This window comes from Janthinobacterium sp. CG3, assembly GCF_000344615.1.
GTDB lineage: Bacteria > Pseudomonadota > Gammaproteobacteria > Burkholderiales > Burkholderiaceae_D > Janthinobacterium.
Genome location: NZ_KB467824.1, coordinates 5,098,811 through 5,115,276 on the forward strand (window position 1 = coordinate 5,098,811; position 16,466 = coordinate 5,115,276).

A 16,466-nucleotide genomic window follows, 5' to 3' on the forward strand; every position below is an offset into this window, starting at 1 on the left:
TTACAGGGCGCGCTGGGTGGCGACGGCGAGCTTGCGGTCCCAGACCAGCGCGGCGCGGTCGAGCGCCTGCTGGACGTTTTGCTTGCCGGTGACGCCGGCCTCGACCGCTTTGACCAGCGCGCGGCGCAGCTCGTCGTAGTCGGGGATGCCGGCCACGTACAGCGTGCGCGCATGGGCCATCGAGGCGGCGCCGGCGGCCAGCGCCTTCTCGGCCGCGCCGGCGTGCTTGGGCACGGCCAGGAAAAACGGGTCGGCTGCCGCCTTGGCCGAGGTCGGGAACACGCTGGCCTGCTTGGCGAAGGCCAGCTGGTTGTCGTCGTTGCTGAGGAAGCGGGCGAATTTGCCGACCGCCGGCAGCAGCCGCACCGGCACGCCGCGCGGGATGGCGAAATGGATCAGCCAGCCGCCGTCGGCGATGCCGGTCGGTCCCAGCGGCGCCGGCGCCACCTCGGTGAGCGCGTAGATGTCGGCGGCGTCGGCCTGGATGCGTTTGAGCGCCGTCGGCGGCGCCAGCAGCATGCCCAGGCGGCCGCCCTTGTAGGCGTCGATGACGGCCGGGAAATTATCCTCGGCGAACAGGCCTTCCTTCAGCAGCCCGCCGGCCTTGTAGGTGTCGGCCAGCTTTTGCACCAGCGCGACGTGGCGCGGCGAATTGAAGACCGCCTTGCCGTCGGCGATCAGCGCCAGGCCCTGTTGCATGAACAGGCCGTCGATCTTGGCCAGCGCCGGCGCGATGCCGGCCTTGCCGGTGCGCGCGGCGATCTGCCGGGCGAACGCCAATTGCTCGTCCAGGCTGGCCGGGCCGCGTTCCAGGCCGGCGGCCTTGAAGATGGCGCCGTTGTAGGCGATCACGGCGACGTTGCTGTACATCGGGAAACCATAGGTCTTGCCCTGGAAGGTCAGGTCCGCCAGGGTGCCGGGAAGGTAGTTGGCGCGGCTCTCGCGCAGCAGCAGGTCGACCGGCGTGAGCAGGCCGTCGCGGGCGTACTCGTCGGCCCAGGGCACGTTCAGGTTGACCAGCGCCGGCGGCGTGCCGGCGACGATGCGCGTCACCAGCTTGGTCTGGATCACGTCCCACGGGAAGTCGACCCATTCGATTTTCACGTCGGGGTTGCCGGCCTCGTACCGGCGCACCAGGGCCTCGAAGTAGGGCGTGAATTTGGGCTTCATGCTGAAGGTCCAGAATTCGATTTTCTCGCTCGCCATGGCGCAGGGCGCGATCAGGCTCGCCGCGGCCAGGGCCGCCAACAGTGTCTTGATGATCATGTCTATCCCGGACGATGGCGCCCCGTTTGTGTGCGCTGTGGCGCTTGAAACCAAGGGCAAGGGCCGGCGCCAAGGCGAGAAGGCCGGACCCCGAGGTCTGGCCCCGGGGTGGCGCCGCTATGCTTAATGGGTCTTGGTGACCTTGTTCAGGTGGCGCGGACGGTCCGGGTCCATGCCGCGCGCCGCGGCCAGCTTGGCCGCCATCACGTAGAACGCTTGCACCGCGACGATAGGGTCGAGGTCCGGCGTGGCCGCGGTCGGCAGCGTCAGGTCGCGTTCAGCGACGTCGGCCGGCGCGGCCAGCAGCACGCGCGCGCCGCGCTCGCGCATTTCGCGCGCCAGTTGCAGCAGGCCGGCCTGGGTCGGGCCGCGGGTGGCGAAGATCAGCAGCGGATAGCCGTCCTCGATCAGCGCCATCGGGCCGTGTTTGATCTCGGCGCCGCTGAAGGCCTCCGCCTGCAGCGCCGAGGTTTCCTTGAACTTCAGCGCCGACTCCAGCGCGATCGGGAAGCTGATGCCGCGCCCGACCACCATGATGTTCTTGGCCGGCGCCAGCACGTCGACGGCGGCCGACCAGTCGCACCGGGTGGCCGCCAGCAGCGACTCGGGCAGCGCCTCCAGGCCGGCCAGCAGCTCGGGGTCGTTCTGCCATTGCGCCACCAGGCGCGCGCCGGCCACCAGGCTGGCGATGAAGCTCTTGGTGGCGGCCACGCTCTGTTCGCGTCCGGCGTGCAGCGGCATGGCCCACTCGGCGGCGTGCGCCAGCGGCGAATCGATCTCGTTGACCAGCGCGATGGTGGTGGCGCCGCCGTCGCGGAAGTAGCGGATCGGTTCGACCACGTCGGGACTCTGGCCCGACTGCGAAATGGCGATGGTCAGGGTGTCGCGCGTCACCAAAGGCGACTTGTACAGCGTCACCAGCGACATCGGCAGCGAGGCCACCACGCGGCCCAGGCGCGCCATGATCAGGTAGGCGCAGTAGTTGGCGGCGTGGTCGGAGCTGCCGCGCGCCACCGTCAGCGCGGTGTTGAAGGAGGTGCTCCTCAATTTGCGGCCCAGTTCCGCGTAGCGTTCGGTGTCGCTGGCCAGTTGCAGGGCGACGCACTCGGCGGCGGATACGGCTTCTTTAAGCATCATTGAGGTCACACAATTCTCCTTCGATATAGACAGCTTTGAGTTTGAGGTCGCGATCGAGTACCACCAGATCGGCGTAACAGCCGTGGGCGAGGCGGCCGCGTTCATGCAAGCCCAGGTAATCGGCGGCGTGGGTCGAGACGCGCTTGGAGGCGTCGGCCAGGTCTAGCCCCAGGCCGACCAGGTTGCGCAGCGCCTGGTCCATCGTCAGGGTGCTGCCGGCCAGGGTGCCGTCGGGCAGGCGCACCCCGCCCATGCACTTGTGCACGGCGTGCCGGCCCAGCATGTATTCGCCGTCCGGCATGCCGGTGGCGGCGGTCGAATCGGTGACGCAGTACAGCCGCGGGATGGCGCGCAGCGCCACCTTGATGGCGCCCGGGTGGACGTGCAGCAGGTCGGGGATCAGTTCGGCGTATTCGGCGTGCGCCAGCGCCGCGCCGACCATGCCCGGCTCGCGGTGGTGCAGGCCGCTCATGGCGTTGAACAGGTGGGTGAAGCCGGCCGCGCCGTGCTCCAGCGCGGCCACGCCGTCCTCGTAGGAGCCGAGCGTGTGGCCGATCTGCACGCGCATGCCGGCGTCGGACAGCTGGCGCACCAGGCCGAGGTGGCCGGCGATTTCCGGCGCCACCGTGATCAGGCGCAGCGGCGCCAGCGCGGCCAGGCGCTGCACCTCTTCGAGGGTGGCGGCGCGGGCGTAGTTCGGCTGCGCGCCGAGCTTGCCGGAATTGATGTACGGCCCCTCCAGGTGGGCGCCGAGCACGCGCGCGGTGCCGGGGCGGCGGCTGGCGGCCGCTTCGCCGATCGCCTTCAGGGCGACGTCGATGTCCTCCGGCGGCGCCGTCATGGTGGTGGCCAGCATGCTGGTGGTGCCGTGGCGCGCGTGCATCGCGGCGATGGCGTAGACGGCGTCGCCGCCCTCCATCACGTCCTTGCCGGCGCCGCCGTGCACGTGCAGGTCGATGAAGCCGGGGATGATGTAGTCGTCGGCGTTGAAGGCCGGGTTGGCGGCGGCGCCGTCGACCACCTTGACGCGCTCGTCGAACTCGATGCCGCCGTGGACCCAGCCCGCCGGGGTCAGGATATTGCCTTTGATTGCACCGCTCATCTGCGCGACTCCGCTACGAATTCATAATAATCACTGCGGCAATACGAGTGGGTCAGTTCCACCGCCGCTCCGTTGTCGAGATAACTGACGCGGGTAATGTGCAGCATCGCCGCCCCCGCTTTGAGCCCCGCCAGCCGGGCCTGTTCCGGGCTGGCGTTGACGGCGCGGATGTGTTGCAGCGCGCGCATCGGGATCGTGCCGATCGATTCGAGATAGCCGTACAGCGAGTCGGTGACGCGCTCCGGGTCGGGCATGTACAGCGCCGGGATGGTGGTGGTCTCGATGGCCATCACCACGTCGTCGGCGGTGCGCAGGCGCTTCAGGCGCGCCACCGGCATGTGCGGCGACAGCCCCAGCGACAGCAGTTCCAGCGGCGCGGCCGCGCCGATGTCGCGCTGCAGCCAGCGCGAGCCGGCGGTGAAGCCGCGCTGGCGCAGCTCCTCCGAAAAACTGGTCAGGCGCGACAGCGGCTGCTCCAGCTTGGGCGTGATGTAGGTGCCGGAGCCGCGTTTCCGGGTCAGCATGCCGCGCTCGCACAGCATGTCGATGGCCTTGCGCGCGGTGACGCGGGAAATGTGCAGCAGCTCCGACAGCACCCGCTCCGAGGGCAGGGCCTGGTTGGCGCGCCAGTCGCCGCCGGCGATGCCGTCCGACAGGGTGTTGGCCAGCTGCATATATAAAGGGGTGTCGCTGTCGGGGTCGGGCGTAAACGCGCTCAGTTTGCTCAGCATGATCCGCGCTCGCGCAGGTGTTGCTGGATCAGGCGCAGCGCGCCGGCGGCCGAGTCGCCGTGGGGCGGCACCACGCGGCGCAGCAATTCCGGCGGCAGGTAGGCGCGCAGCGGCTCGGCCAGGCCGCCGCACAGCGCCACCGGCAGCGCCGCGCTGGCGTCGAGCGCGGCGGCGATCAGGGCGATCTGCTGGCCGGCCTCGGCCAGGATGGCGCGCGCGGTCGGGTTGGCGCCGGCGTGCTCCAGCACCAGGCGCGCCAGTTGCGCGTAGGTGGTTTGGTTGGCCGACGCCAGCCAGCCCTGGATGGCGTCGCGGTGGCCGCCGCAGGCGTCGATGACGGCGTCGCTGAACGGGCTGTGCGGCGCGCGCCCGTCGACCACCTGCTGGGCGTGGCCGACCGCGCGCATGCCGATCCAGGCGCCGCCGGCCTCGTCGCCGGAGGGGAAGCCCCAGCCGCCGACCTCGCGCCGGCCGCCGTCGGGGTAGAGCACTTCGCCGACGCTGCCGGTGCCGATCGCCACGACGGCGCCGGGCTGGCCCTGGTGCGCTCCCAGCAGCGTGGTCAGCGCGTCCGATTCGAGCGCGATGGCGGCGTAGCCGGGGTTCTGGTCGAGGAACTGGGCGGCCCACTGCGGGTTGTGCACGCCCGCCAGGCCCAGGCCGATGGCGATGCGGCGCAGCGGCGGGTGGGCGATGCCGGCCGCGGCGAAGGCGTTGAGCACCGCGTTGCCGACCGCGATCCAGGCCCGGTCGATGCCGTGGGCCAGGCCGGACGGGCCGTTCTGGCCCTGCGCCAGCACGCTGCCGTCGGCTTGCGCCAGGCGCACCCGGGTGCCGCTACCGCCACCATCTACGCCGATTAAATAGTCGATCATGTTTTATCAAGTCCGCTGACTGGTTGGAGTGCGCCCGCCTGCGCCGAGGTTGGGGCGGCGGTGCGGCAAGCTGAGCGCACTATATGGTTGCCAAACCAGCTTGTCAACAGGTATTTAAGTGGTATTGCATAGTGGCAAAGAGGTCTGCCCGTCGACGCCGTCTAAAAAAATGTAAGCCGTTGTTTTTATTCGGTTTATTGGGATGATCAAATGGTATTGAAATTGGACTTGTTTAATGCCAATTCGCGTCGGGGGTGGGCGCCTGCGCTGTGCGGCGGCGCTTGATAACGGCGGCCATCCGGAGTACAGTCCGCCCTTTACACCTCAGTTGGAAGTACAAAATGAACGACAAGGCAGCAAACAGCGCATATTGGGACGACTGGCAGCGCGAGGCGCTGGCGGCCGGTGTGGCCGCGCCCCTCGCAACATTGGGCATGGAAGTACTGCGCGCGCACCGTAAAAACCGCTGGCCTAAGGAGTTTCTCGGCCGCGAAGACGACGGCCCGCACATGCTGACGATGTGCCTGGAAGACCCGGCCGAAACCGAGCTGTTCTTCATTGAAAACCTGTATCCCTACGATACCGCGCTGATCGAGTCGACCCGGGTTCGCCTGGGCCTGGCGTAAACGCCGCCGACAAGGACGGGGAAGCGTCGCGCCAACGGCGCCGGCGCGTCTATTGCGGCGGCTCGACGCTGAATTTCTCTTCCTGCGGTTGACGGCGCATGTGCAGGCCGAGCAAGCCCAGGCCGATCATCAGCATCGAGTAGGCGCTTTGTTCCGGCACGGTCGACATCGGCCCTGGCGGCAGTTGCGCGCCGCCGTGGCGCAGCTCGACCTCGGCCTCGGCCAAGGCCAGGTGCTGGCGCTGCGCGCCGTTGGCGGCGCGCGCCGGCTGGACGGAAAGTGCGTCCGTCGGCAGATCGAGGTAAACGACCGCGCCCTGCGAGGCGTTGGCCAGCGTTAGCAAAAACAGCGCAGTTGCTGCGGGTATGGCGAATTTCATCGCATCGTCCTCATTATTTCAAGCTTGAAAACATCCATTGCCGGGCTGGGTAAACCTAGTTTCGCTGCGGCATACCCAGCACGCCCAATGTCCCTGTCTCCAACTATGTCGCCGCCGCGGCCGTGACGCCGCGCTCCCGCTGACGGGGCCGGTAGCCGCCTCGGCCGGCGGTTTTCTTATCTCTTTAATGGCGTTAATTTAAGCACAATCTAATTGCCATGGGAATTTGATTTTGATAATAATCATGGCAACTTTTTAAAGCTTGAGCTATCGACAAGGCGGCGCGCCCGGGCGGCGCCCGGGTGAGCGGGCAGAGCCGCTAGCGGCGGCGCCGCGGGGGCGGAAAAATAAAGTCGCCGTCGTTGTATTGTGGGTATGTCGCTGGCGCCGCGCGCTGCGGATGGCCGGCGCGGACGGCCTCGGCGGAACGTCAAGCGCGCGGCCGGCCATGCCGGTCCGGGGCGTGGGCGGGAAATCTGCTGTGGATTGCGCGCTGTAATGTCATAATGGCCGAAGTGACATGCCAGCCGTTGCCGCCAGCCGATGGACGCCAGGCGGCGCTGCTTGCCAGCATGCCGAGCCGGCGCTGGCCGCGGGCGTACCAGTAGTTCAACCACCAAATGGAGTCAGGCATTATGAGTAAAGCACAGGACAGTAAAAAGGAAAACAAGAAGGAACCGGCGAAAACCATGAAAGAGAAGAAGGAAGCGAAGAAGGTCAAGAAGGACGAGCGCAAGCATTGATGTAGCGCCGCATTCTCGGGGGAGCGGATCGATATGATGGATTGGCGCGTCAAGATGTGCAACGCCGCATGGCGCGCCAAGGCATATTGGCCTGCTCCGCCGCCGCCGTCCGCAGCGCCGTTGCGCCGGCTGGCGGCGCTGGCGCTGTGCGTCTGCGGCGCCGCCGCGCAGGCGGCGCCGTCGACCTTCGGCAGCGTCGTCGGCAACGCCGTGCTGTGCCTCGACGAGATCGACAACAAATATTTTTACTCCTATCTGTCGAGCGCGTTCGGCCCGGCCTACAAGCGCGAGGGCGGGGCGTACTGGTTCAAGGCCGACGCCACCCTGTGGGGCGCGAGCATCACCGACGTGATCGTCAGCGACGACACCAGCGCCCTCACTTTCCTCGGCGTGGTGGCCGACGCCACGCCGGAGACGGTCGACGCGGCCATCGTCGCGGCGGCCGGGCCGCGCTACGCCAAGCGCGACGCCGGCGCCTACCCGGTGCGCGAATCGAGCCCGGGCAGCAAAATCGTTTATTTCCGCACCAAGTCGAAGGTTTTTTGCGCCAAATACAAGCCGTTGCCGCCGGGGCGCAAGTGAGCTTTCCGCTGCTTTCCGGTGCCGCCAACGCATCCTCAGGGTTTCCATGTACACGCAATTTTTCCAGCTGAAGCAATCCCCGTTTTCGATCGCCCCCGATCCGCGCTACCTGTTCATGAGCGAACGCCACCGCGAGGCGCTGGCGCATCTGCTGTACGGCGTGGGCGGCGGCGGCGGCTTCGTCCTGTTGACGGGCGAAATCGGCGCCGGCAAGACCACGGTGTGCCGCTGCTTCATGGAGCAGATTCCGCCGGACTGCAAGCTGGCCTACATCTTCAACCCCAAATTGTCGGTGGAGGAGTTGCTGCTGTCGATCTGCGACGAGTTCGGCATCGCGCTGGCGCCGCACGGCGCCGGCGCGGTCAGCGTGAAATCCTATGTCGACGCGATCAATCTGTACCTGCTGGCCAACCACGCCCAGGGCAAGAACAATGTGTTGATCATCGACGAGGCGCAAAACCTGTCGGCCGAGGTGCTGGAGCAATTGCGCCTGCTGACCAATCTGGAAACCAACGAGCGCAAGCTACTGCAAATCATCCTGATCGGCCAGCCGGAGTTGCGCGCTATGCTGGCCCGCCCGGAGCTGGAGCAACTGGCGCAGCGGGTCATCGCGCGCTACCACCTCGGCTCGCTGTCGGCGGACGAAACCGCCAGCTATATCGGCCACCGGCTGGCGGTGGCCGGCGCAATGGCGGCGGCGCCGTTTCCGCGCGGCCTGGCGCGGCGGATTCATCAACTGAGCAAGGGCGTGCCGCGCCGCATCAACCTGCTGTGCGACCGCGCCTTGCTCGGCGCCTACGTCGAGAACCGGCACCAGGTAACGCGGCAGATCCTGCGCAAGGCCGCCGCCGAGGTGTTCGCCGAAGCCGACGGCGCTCCGGCCCGCGCCGCGCCGCGCTGGCCCTACCTGCTGGCCGGCGTGATGGCGGGCGCGCTGGTGACGGGCGCCACAGCCTGGCAATTGTTGCCGCGCGAAGCGCAGCGGCCGGCCGCGGTGCTCGCGCGCGCCGCCGTGTCCGCGCCCGCCAAGGCGCCGGTGCCGGCGGCGCCGTTAGCCGGCGCCACCGCCGCGCCGGCGCCGGTGGCGGCGTTGGCGCCGACCGACAACCGCGCCGCGCTGCGCGAGCTGGCGGCGCTGTGGGGCGCGGCCTTGCCGGCCGGCGAGCCCTGCCAAGTCGCCGCCAAATTGAATTTGCGCTGCCATCAAAGCAAGGGCGGGCTGGACGAGTTGCGTCTGCTCGACCGTCCCGCCGTGCTGAGTCTGCATGACAGCGCCGGCGCGCGCTATTACGCGGTGTTGAGCGGGCTGGGCGAGGCGGGCGCGACCTTGCTTGTCGACGGCAAGGACTATCAGCTCAGCCTGGAGCAATTGGCGGCCCGCTTCGACGGCGCCTTTGTCACCTTCTGGCGCGCGCCGCGTTCCTGGCGCGACGAAGTCGGCGTTGGCGACCGCGGCCCGGACGTCGATTGGCTGGCGCGACGCCTGGCGCAGATGCATGCACTGGACCAGCCGCCCGCCAACCAAGCGCTCGACGCCAACTTCCAGCGCTTGCTACGCGGCTTCCAGCTCGATCAGAAACTCAAGGCGGACGGCGTGGCCGGTCCGAAAACCTTCATTCGCCTGATCCAGGCTAGCGGCGCCCAGGAGCCGCGCCTGATGCGTCCGGCGCCGGTGGCCAACGCCGTGGCGGGGAAATAAAATGTCGTATATTTTAGAAGCGTTGAAGAAATCGCAGGCCGAGCGCCAACTGGGCGAATTGCCAACAATCCACGCGCCACAGCTGCGGGCGGGCGCCCCCAGGGTTGCCGGCCGCGCGCTGGCCAAGCCGCTGTGGCTGGCCCTGGGCGGCATGACCGCGCTGGCGTTAACGTTGGCGGCGCTGATGTGGCGCGCGGCGCCGCCGCCGGCCGCGCCGGCTGGCGTTGCCGTCGCGACCGCGCCGCCTGCGTCGCCTACGCCGGCCGTTGCGCCGCCACCCTCCGGCATGGCGACCGGCGCTGCCGCGGCGGCGCCCGCTCCGGTCGGCGTCGCTGCTGTTGTGGCATCGGTTCACGTGCCCGCCGCGGTGGCCCTGGCGTCCCCCGCGCCACCTCCGGCGCCGCCGCGCCGGCCAATGGCTGCGCCGCACGTGGCGAGCGCGAGCGCGTCCGCCAAACCGGTATTGCCGGCGCCGGAGCCGGCGGCGCAGTCCGCGCCGCCGGCCACGCCGGCCGACGACAACCTGGCCGGCCTGCGCGACCTGCCGGAGCCGATACAACGGCAGATTCCGCCGCTGGCGCTGGGCGGTTACATCTACTCGAAAAATCCGGCCGACCGCCTGCTGCTGGTCGACAAAGCCTTGCGTCACGAGGGCGAGGAAGTGGCCCCCGGCCTGGTCCTGGAAAAATTACAGCCAAAATCGGCGGTATTCAGTTTCAAAGGCTATCGCTACCGCGTCCCCTATTAACGCGCTGCGCGGCCTGTGCCGAGGCGCCCCGGAGCGCTAATTTAATGCTACGCGTTGCTAATCCGACCTACGGAAGCTTCACTTGGCGGCATTGCGGACCCGGCCGGGATTGTTCCGCATCAAAAGGGCGCACAGTAGGCTGAACAGTGGAGCCGCCCTCCGGTCCAACCAGAATCGACACGGCGCTAACCGTCGATTTTGGGGGCAGAATGACTATTGAAACCGCGGTGTCCGAACCGTCGATCGACGGTGTCGGTAAGCTCGACAAGATCAAGCACATCGTCGTGCTGATGATGGAAAACCGATCCTTCGACCACATGCTGGGCTATCTGAGCCTGGAAGGCGGGCGCGCGGACATCGACGGCTTGCAGGCGTCCTTTTTCAACACCCACCAGGGGCGCAACTACCCGGTCCACCACCTCGAGCGCACCGCGCTGGGCCGGGAGCAGGTGCCGGCGCACGACGGCGCGGCGGTGGCGCGCCAACTGGCGGGCGGCAATGGCGGTTTCGTCGACGACTACGCGCTGACGCACCCGGGCGACCCGGAGTTCGCGCTGGTGATGGGCTATTACAACGGCAAGCAATTGCCCGCGTATGACTTCCTGGCCCGGCAGTTCTGCGTGTGCGACAAATGGTTCAGTTCGGTCCCCGGCGCCACCTGGCCGAACCGCCTGTACGCGATGAGCGGGCGGGCCAGCGGCAGCAAGGACAACAAGCGGGTGCCCTTGTACGCCAACAAATCCTTCCTGCGCCACCTGGACCGCGCCGGTGTCAGCTGGAAGTTTTACTCGGAGCGCAAACCGTGGACGCTGGCGCTGACGGACGAGCATTATCGATCCTCGGAAAATTACGAACCCTTCGGCAGCAGCCGGCGCCGCTACGGCTTCGTCGGCGACGCGCTGGCCGGCGCCTTGCCGTCGGTGAGCTGGATCGATCCGCACTTCTTTGAAAACGACGACAGCCCGCCGGGCGACGTGCGCGCCGGCCAGGCGCTGGTGGCCCAGGTGTACCAGGCGCTGTCGCGCGGGCCGGCGTGGGGCGAGACGCTGCTAATGCTGTGCTACGACGAGCACGGCGGCTTCTACGACCATGTCGCGCCGGCGCCGGCGCAAGACCTCGACCCGGCCTTTCAGCAATACGGCGTGCGCGTGCCGGCCATGGTGGTTTGCCCGTGGGTGGCGCCGGCCAGCGTACACCACGGCCTGCTCGACCATACCTCGATCATCAAAACCATCCTTATGCGCTTTTGTCGCTTGGACAACGGCGACATACCCGACATGGGTCGGCGGGTCAACGCCGCGGCGCATGTCGGCGCCTTGCTGTCGGAGTCGCAGGCGCGCCCGGCGCCGCTCATGCCCGACAGCGCCATCGCCCAGTGGGCCGCGTGGCATGTGGAAAGTTGGGGCGCGGGCCTGGCCAGCGATGCCGCTACCGCCGACGCCGCAAGCACGCTGTCGGTCGAAGAGGCGGGCGCGATCGCGGCCGACAAACACATAGCGAAAACGTCGAAGAAGGCGCTGGCGGCGAACGGCAAGGCGGCCCCGCTGTCGCTCGCCAAAAGACGCAAGAGGCGCGACAAGCCGGCGCAGCAACCCTCCCATTCCCCTGAAGCCGCCGGCGCGAAGTAAAGCGCATGGAAATGTTGGTTTAAATATATTTTCTTGTCATTTTGCTGTCATGTAAAACTGTTAATTTACATACATCGCTAAAACGGCAGGGGATGTTTATGTTGACGAAGAAAATGGCCTTGGTGTGCCTTGCGGCCTGCTGGGGCATGGGCAACGCACAATGCATCGAACTGATCGCCACGGGGGGCCGGGGCATGGCTTTTGCGGCTGTGTCTGCGGCCACTGGTGCGCCGGACTCCGATGGCGTCGGCGGCCGCCTTGCCGCCGGCGCCAATGCGGCGCTGCGGCGCCAGGCGGCGGGCGCTGCGCCGCAGTCCGCCTCCCTTGCACAGGTGCCCAATCCCTACTGCCTGTTGCTCATCGGGCTGGGCATGCTGGGTTTCACCTCCCGCGGCCAGCGCAACGACGTGTTCGCGCGCGACCCCTGAAGCCGTCTCGCCACGTCGGCTACCTTTCCCCTCGGCCATGGCTGCGTATAATGGCGCCATTCTTACCGAAGGCGAAGAGGTTGAGCGATGCAGCGAGAAATTCCCATCCAGGCCGGCCCAGTGTTTGGCGTGGTCGGCCATTCGGGCAGCGGCAAGACCACGCTGCTTGAATTTCTCGTGGCGCAACTGGCGGCGCAGGGCTTGCGCGTCAATATTATCAAGCACAGCCACCACGACCTTGTGCTGGAGCCGGCGCATAAAGACAGCGCCCGGCTGCGCATGGTTGGCGCGGCCGAGGTGTTGGTGGCGTCGCCGTTCCGCTACGCCATCGTGCATGAATTGCGCGGCGCGCCGGAGCCGACGCTGGCGCAACAGATCGCCCGCCTGGCGCCGGCCGACCTGACCCTGGTCGAAGGTTTCAAGTCGACGCCGATCGCCAAGCTTGAAGTGTTCCGGCCAGCAATGGGGCAGGCGCCGCTGTACCTGCGCGACCCGCACATTGTCGCCGTCGCCTCCGACGTGCCGGCGCCGGCCGACTTGGCCGACGGCGTGAGCTGGCTCGACCTGAACGCGCCGCGGCAGGTACTGGCTTGGTTGTTGAGTAAGGCCAGGAATTTGCCGGCGTCGTCCAGGGAAGGCTAAAGTATTTGCCGGAGCGCCCGTTAACTCCGTTAGACCTTCATTGGAGAACAGCATGGATATCACCGGTATTGCCCAGCTGGCAACAGGACTTGCGGATACGGGCACCAAGCAAGCGGTTGGCATGGCAGTGTTGAAGAAAGCGCAAGATATCCAGAGTTCGACGGCGACCGCGCTGATCGAAGCGATACCGGCGGTGCCGAACCTGCCTGCGCACCTGGGCAGCAGAATCAACACCACCGCGTAAATCTTGCCGTAGCACTAGAAGCGAGCCGCCGTGCATCCAGCGCCCCTTTCCCGGGGCGTCGCGGCCAGCGACACCAGCGTCGCCCCTTCCCCTTGTTCGACTCAATAAAACGCCCGCCAGGCCGGCGCGATCGCGTGTCGAGTGGGCCGTTTGCCGACGCCCTCACGCCGAAATATTGTGCGGGACATCAGCTTTTCCAAGCCAAACTCAGTAGAATCGCTGTGTCGTCGCCGCCTAGTGGGGATGCAATCGCGAGAATATTCAATTTCTTGTGTAAGGATGGGCGAGCCGCCACGACTATACTTCAGTTGCAAAAATCTTTGCTTCCATTCATAAACAATCGACTACTACATTGGAGATATACCATGAACAAACGTCAAGCCCTGATCGCCGCCGCCCTCGCCACTGTTTGCGCCGCCGGCGTTGGTAGCGCCACGGCCGCCGCCTCCGCCACCGGCGACAAGGAAAAGTGCTTCGGCGTCGCCAAGGCCGGTCAAAACGATTGCGCGCCGTCCAACGGTTCGCATTCCTGCGCCGGCCAGGGAAAAACCGACATGGCCGCCACCGAGTGGAAATATGTTGCCAAAGGTACCTGTGAAAAAGCCGGCGGCAAACTGACCGCGCCGAAGTAATCGGCGTTGTCGTTTAACCACGGGGTCATGCCAATGCCAGATACTTCCGTATTGACAGGCACAGGAGTGGGATTGCGGACCCCGCATTACCGGCAGTTCATCGAACAGCGGCCAGCCGTCGACTGGCTCGAAGTCCACACCGAAAACTATCTCGACCAGGCGGGTTGGGACTGGCACGTGCTGTGGCAGTTGCGGCACGATTATCCGATCAGCCTGCATGGCGTCGGCCTGGGTCTCGGTTCGGCGCGCGGTTTCTCCGAAGAGCACCTGGAGCGGGTCGCCAGTCTGGTCGAGCGGTGTGAGCCGGCGCTGGTGTCCGAGCACCTGTGCTGGGGCGCGGTCGACGGCCGCCAGCTCAACGACCTGCTGCCGTTGACGCTGAGCGAGGCCGCGCTGGCGCTGCTGTGCGAGCGGGTCGGGCGGGTGCAGGAACGGCTGAAGCGGCCGATTCTGCTGGAAAACGTGTCCACTTATCTGCGTTTCCACGACGATGCGATGAGCGAGGCCGAGTTCATGGCGGCGCTGGCGCGGCGCAGCGGCTGCGGCCTGCTGCTGGACGTGAACAATCTGTATGTGAACCAGTGCAACCACGGCGAAGACGCGCTGGCGGCGCTGGGAGCCATCGCCGTCGGCAGCGTCGGCGAAATTCACCTGGCAGGGCATCTGGTCACGCCGCGGGCGGTGATCGACCACCACGGCGACACCGTCGCCGCGCCGGTCTGGGAGCTGTACCAGGCGGCCCTGCGACGTTTTGGGCGGGTGCCGACCTTGATCGAGTGGGACACCGATATTCCCGCGCTCGACGTGCTGCTGGGCGAGGCGCGCAAGGCTGCCGCGCTGGCCGCCGACTATCCGGCCGCGCGGCGCGCCGGCGCGGCCACGGCGCCAGCCGCCGGGCGCGGCCCGGCCAGCGCCGTTCTTGCCGCCGGGCAGCAAGGTTTCGCCGCCGCCCTGTTGGCGGTGGCGCAACAGGAGCCGGCCCTGGCGCAATGTCGGGGGGAGGGCAATGCACACCGCCTTGCCTTGTACAGGGGCAATTTGACGGCGACGTGGACCAAGACCCTGGCGCACGCCTATCCGGTGCTGCAGATGCTGGTGGGTGAGGAGTTCTTCGGCGGCCTGGCGCGCGCCTACGGGCTGGCGCAGCCGTCCGACAGCGGCGACCTGAACCGCTTCGGCGCGCGTTTCGCCGACTTCCTGGGCGGTTTCCCGCATGTCGCCCACTTGCCTTACCTGCCGGACATGGCGCGGCTGGAATGGGCCTTGCACCGGGCGTATTACAGCGCCGACGCGGCCGCTGTCGGCGCCGCCGATTTCGCCGCGGTGGGGCCGCAGCGTATGGAATCGGCGCGGCTGCGCCTGCATCCGGCGTGCGCGCTACTGGCGTCGGAGTGGGCGGTCGTACCGTTGTGGCTGGCTCACCAAGGCGACGCCGCGCCGGCGTTTCCGCAGCAGATGCGGGCCGACAGCTACGCCGTGGTCGCGCGTCCGCTATGGAAGGCCCAGGTGCTGCCCTTGGGCAAGGCCGAGCATGCGGCGCTGGCGCTGCTGGGCGGCGGCGACGACTTCGGCGCCGCGCTCGACGCCGCCTTCGACATCGACGAGGCGTTCGACGTCGGCGCCAGTGTCGCACGTTGGATAGCGCACGCGGTCGTGGTCGAGATCGTCTGCGCGCACTGAGCTGTCCGGTTCACCCTTAAATTAGACCAAACAACAATGAAAACGCTACTCGGCTACCACCAACTTTCCACCCGCTTCGACGCCGCTATCGCCGACTGGGGCGGCTCCCTGCTGAGTCTGGTAATCCGCTTTTATGTCGGCGCGCAATTCCTCAAGGCGGGGCTGAGCAAAATCGGCGACTGGAGTGCGACCTTGGCGTTATTTCGCGACGAATACCACGTACCGCTGCTGTCGCCGGAAGTGGCGGCGCTGATGGGCACGGCGGGCGAGCTGGCGCTGCCGGTGCTGTTGTTCGCCGGCTTGCTGACGCGTCCGGCGGCGTTGGGGCTGTTTCTGGTCAATGCGATGGCGGTGATTTCCTACCCGCAGCTGTTTTCCTTCGACTGCCCGGCCGCCATCAACGACCATTTTTACTGGGGTGCGCTGTTGCTGGTGATCGCGGCGTTCGGGGCGGGGCGCTTCTCCTTGGACGGTGTTCTCGGCAAGAAGCGCTGAGCGCAGACCAGGCTCGGGCCGATTGGGCAACGTCGACAGTCGGGCGGGCAGGGTGGCGGGTCGCGGCGCTCAGCCCGGACGCGCCTGCTGGAAGGCGCGCAGCAGCCGCGCTTCGCCGCTGTCGTCATGCCACAGTTCGTTGGCGACGCGGGTCGCCGCCATCATACGGTTGAGTTGGCTTTCTTCGAAGCGGACCAACTCCTCGGAGGCGGCCTGCAAGGCCACCACCAGCTTGGCCCGGGCGTGTTGATACAGCGCGCCGGTGTACTGATCCGTGTTTTTCAGCAACTCTTCAGCGTTCTCGATTACCAGACGCAAATCGCCGATCAGGCGTTCCTGGGTGTGGATTTGTTCAGGACTGTCCATTGCGTCCCCCTTCAAGCTGGTTGATATACTAACTTATAATATAAACAACAACGACGGGACGAATTTGATCAGGCGCAAATTCGCAGAAAGCCCGTGCATTTTTTCCAGCTTAAACGGTTATTTCCTAAGCGCAAGATCTACTTGGGGAAATTGCTTGCGTTACGCCAATGTCAAGCCGCCACGACGCTAATGCGCACATCGCCGACGCTGACGTTCTGCCCGGCACGGATTTTGCACGTCTTGCGCAACTCTTGCTGCCCGTCGATCCAGACCACGCCGCTGGCCACCAGCACCTTGCCGGCGCCGCCGCTGTCGCACAGCCCCACCAGCTTCAGCAACTGGTTCAGTTCAATATATTCCGACGTCAGGTCAAAGCTTACTCTTTGCATGTCTTTCCTCTGTTGCATCATTACGGGTTGGTTCCAAGTGTAGCGCGATGTCGCCGGCTCGGCGCGCAGTGTAC

General features: G+C 66.8%; 19 protein-coding genes. 11 read left to right on the forward strand and 8 right to left on the reverse strand.

The features are described from left to right. From JANGC3_RS0122615 to JANGC3_RS0122635, 5 genes are all read right to left on the reverse strand, one after another. Positions 1-1,266: an ABC transporter substrate-binding protein gene (locus tag JANGC3_RS0122615; protein ID WP_017878768.1), complete on the reverse strand. Its 1,266-nt coding sequence runs from the start codon at positions 1,264-1,266 to the stop codon at positions 1-3. Positions 1,267-1,389: 123 nt separating this feature from the next. Continuing rightward, positions 1,390-2,403, reverse strand: a complete 1,014-nt coding sequence (locus JANGC3_RS0122620; RefSeq protein ID WP_035787911.1) for an SIS domain-containing protein — start codon at positions 2,401-2,403, stop codon at positions 1,390-1,392. Beyond that, entirely contained in the window at positions 2,393-3,505 is a 1,113-nt protein-coding gene (gene nagA, locus JANGC3_RS0122625; protein ID WP_017878770.1) for an N-acetylglucosamine-6-phosphate deacetylase, read from the reverse strand. Before nagA ends, JANGC3_RS0122620 begins: the two co-directional genes overlap by 11 nt. Continuing rightward, on the reverse strand, positions 3,502-4,236 hold the full coding sequence (locus tag JANGC3_RS0122630) for a GntR family transcriptional regulator (protein WP_017878771.1): 735 nt from the start codon (positions 4,234-4,236) through the stop codon (positions 3,502-3,504). The genes nagA and JANGC3_RS0122630 overlap by 4 nt, the downstream gene beginning before the upstream one ends. Beyond that, a complete protein-coding gene (locus JANGC3_RS0122635; RefSeq protein WP_026133368.1) occupies positions 4,230-5,111 on the reverse strand; it encodes a BadF/BadG/BcrA/BcrD ATPase family protein in 882 nt (293 codons plus the stop codon). The genes JANGC3_RS0122630 and JANGC3_RS0122635 overlap by 7 nt, the downstream gene beginning before the upstream one ends. Before the next feature lie 341 nt (positions 5,112-5,452). Between JANGC3_RS0122635 and JANGC3_RS0122640 the strand changes: the two genes are divergently transcribed. After that, complete coding sequence (locus JANGC3_RS0122640) at positions 5,453-5,737, forward strand: hypothetical protein (protein ID WP_017878773.1); 285 nt, start codon at positions 5,453-5,455, stop codon at positions 5,735-5,737. A 49-nt stretch (positions 5,738-5,786) separates the two neighbouring features. Here JANGC3_RS0122640 and JANGC3_RS0122645 read toward each other — a convergent pair whose 3' ends face one another. Further along, positions 5,787-6,116 carry a PEP-CTERM sorting domain-containing protein gene (locus JANGC3_RS0122645; protein ID WP_017878774.1) on the reverse strand — a complete coding sequence of 110 codons (330 nt, stop codon included), beginning with the start codon at positions 6,114-6,116 and terminating at the stop codon, positions 5,787-5,789. Positions 6,117-6,892: 776 nt separating this feature from the next. On the opposite strand from JANGC3_RS0122645, the gene JANGC3_RS0122655 reads away from it, so the two are divergent. From JANGC3_RS0122655 to JANGC3_RS0122700, 10 genes are all read left to right on the forward strand, one after another. Then, positions 6,893-7,441: a hypothetical protein gene (locus JANGC3_RS0122655; protein WP_017878776.1), complete on the forward strand. Its 549-nt coding sequence runs from the start codon at positions 6,893-6,895 to the stop codon at positions 7,439-7,441. Positions 7,442-7,487: 46 nt separating this feature from the next. Continuing rightward, positions 7,488-9,140 (forward strand): ExeA family protein, encoded by a 1,653-nt coding sequence (locus JANGC3_RS0122660; RefSeq protein WP_017878777.1) that lies wholly within the window; start codon positions 7,488-7,490, stop codon positions 9,138-9,140. A 1-nt stretch (position 9,141) separates the two neighbouring features. After that, a complete protein-coding gene (locus tag JANGC3_RS0122665; RefSeq protein WP_026133369.1) occupies positions 9,142-9,888 on the forward strand; it encodes a general secretion pathway protein GspB in 747 nt (248 codons plus the stop codon). A gap of 209 nt (positions 9,889-10,097) precedes the next feature. Next, positions 10,098-11,516: an alkaline phosphatase family protein gene (locus JANGC3_RS29875; RefSeq protein WP_017878779.1), complete on the forward strand. Its 1,419-nt coding sequence runs from the start codon at positions 10,098-10,100 to the stop codon at positions 11,514-11,516. A 98-nt stretch (positions 11,517-11,614) separates the two neighbouring features. Further along, positions 11,615-11,944 (forward strand): hypothetical protein, encoded by a 330-nt coding sequence (locus tag JANGC3_RS0122675; RefSeq protein WP_157406835.1) that lies wholly within the window; start codon positions 11,615-11,617, stop codon positions 11,942-11,944. A gap of 87 nt (positions 11,945-12,031) precedes the next feature. After that, complete coding sequence (mobB, locus tag JANGC3_RS0122680) at positions 12,032-12,586, forward strand: molybdopterin-guanine dinucleotide biosynthesis protein B (protein WP_026133370.1); 555 nt, start codon at positions 12,032-12,034, stop codon at positions 12,584-12,586. 52 nt (positions 12,587-12,638) lie between these two features. Then, positions 12,639-12,830: a YjfB family protein gene (locus JANGC3_RS0122685; RefSeq protein ID WP_026133371.1), complete on the forward strand. Its 192-nt coding sequence runs from the start codon at positions 12,639-12,641 to the stop codon at positions 12,828-12,830. A 365-nt stretch (positions 12,831-13,195) separates the two neighbouring features. Next, positions 13,196-13,462, forward strand: a complete 267-nt coding sequence (locus JANGC3_RS0122690) for a BufA1 family periplasmic bufferin-type metallophore (protein ID WP_017878783.1) — start codon at positions 13,196-13,198, stop codon at positions 13,460-13,462. A 66-nt stretch (positions 13,463-13,528) separates the two neighbouring features. Then, positions 13,529-15,142, forward strand: coding sequence for an MNIO family bufferin maturase (bufB, locus tag JANGC3_RS29880; protein ID WP_232429756.1), 1,614 nt, complete (start codon positions 13,529-13,531; stop codon positions 15,140-15,142). 36 nt (positions 15,143-15,178) lie between these two features. Further along, positions 15,179-15,637 carry a DoxX family protein gene (locus tag JANGC3_RS0122700; protein WP_017878785.1) on the forward strand — a complete coding sequence of 153 codons (459 nt, stop codon included), beginning with the start codon at positions 15,179-15,181 and terminating at the stop codon, positions 15,635-15,637. Between the two features lie 69 nt (positions 15,638-15,706). Here JANGC3_RS0122700 and JANGC3_RS0122705 read toward each other — a convergent pair whose 3' ends face one another. After that, the gene (locus tag JANGC3_RS0122705) at positions 15,707-16,003 is read right to left on the reverse strand and encodes a hypothetical protein (protein ID WP_017878786.1); all 297 of its coding nucleotides are present in this window, start codon (positions 16,001-16,003) and stop codon (positions 15,707-15,709) included. Positions 16,004-16,173: 170 nt separating this feature from the next. Then, positions 16,174-16,392: an RNA-binding S4 domain-containing protein gene (locus tag JANGC3_RS0122710; protein WP_017878787.1), complete on the reverse strand. Its 219-nt coding sequence runs from the start codon at positions 16,390-16,392 to the stop codon at positions 16,174-16,176. Positions 16,393-16,466: the final 74 nt, after the last annotated feature.